The sequence below is a fragment of the Pseudoalteromonas sp. S4741 genome (assembly GCF_005886135.1).
Lineage (GTDB): Bacteria > Pseudomonadota > Gammaproteobacteria > Enterobacterales > Alteromonadaceae > Pseudoalteromonas > Pseudoalteromonas tetraodonis.
This window is the reverse complement of record NZ_PNCN01000227.1, coordinates 1-748: the sequence shown is the minus strand read 5'-3', so window position 1 is coordinate 748 and position 748 is coordinate 1. Positions and strand designations below refer to the sequence as shown.

The following is a 748-nucleotide window of genomic DNA, read 5'->3' as shown; positions in this document are numbered from 1 at the left end:
CCTTAGTTGTTATCTTTCTTCTGAATTTGTAAGCTCTGACCTGACGACTTATTTCTGTCCCCACGCTTTTTAAACCTCGTGTTAGTAAGTGGGTAGCTCCCATCCAGAGTTTAATTGTGCCAAAGGGGTGCTCAACAGTTTGCTTGCGATGAAGCATCAATTCAGGTTCATTCTTTAGCTTTTGAAGCATTTCTTCTGTCAGAATCTCATGCACCCACCGCCTTATTCGCCTAGGGTCTTTTTTAGAGTTAGTGCACTGACTTCTTATTTTACAATCTCGACAAGCAATGTGATTGAAGTAAACATCAAGGTATTTACCTTGCTCAAATACCTGCATTCGATTTTGAAGTTCATTACCAGCGGGGCATAAGTAAATATCTTTATTTGCATCGTATTTGAAGAGTGAGCGGTTAAATATCCCTTTCTTTTCAGAGGACGATGTATCCGTCTTGGGCATGATTGGCTCTGCACCCAAATCGATAGTATCTTTTATATCGGGCTGACTGAAGTAACCTTTATCTGCTAATACCCTTATATCTTCCTTGCGCAATGCTTTTTGTGCGAGTTTTGTCATTGACGCAAGCTGGCCTCTATCTGGCACGTTGGTCACCTCATGCGCCACTATAAGGTGGTGCTTGGTATCAACCGCACTTTGCACGTTATAACTCACAACTCTTGTAAAACCTTGAGTTTTCATTAAACGTGAATCAGGCTCAGTAGTGGATATTTGATTGTCAGGATGCGCTGG

At 41.7% G+C, this 748-nt stretch carries 1 protein-coding gene; it reads right to left on the bottom strand.

Going from position 1 to position 748, the window contains the following annotated elements; all coding sequences use genetic code 11:
- A partial coding sequence (locus tag CWC30_RS17930) for a transposase (RefSeq protein ID WP_171034753.1) occupies positions 1-748 on the bottom strand: 748 nt, incomplete at both ends.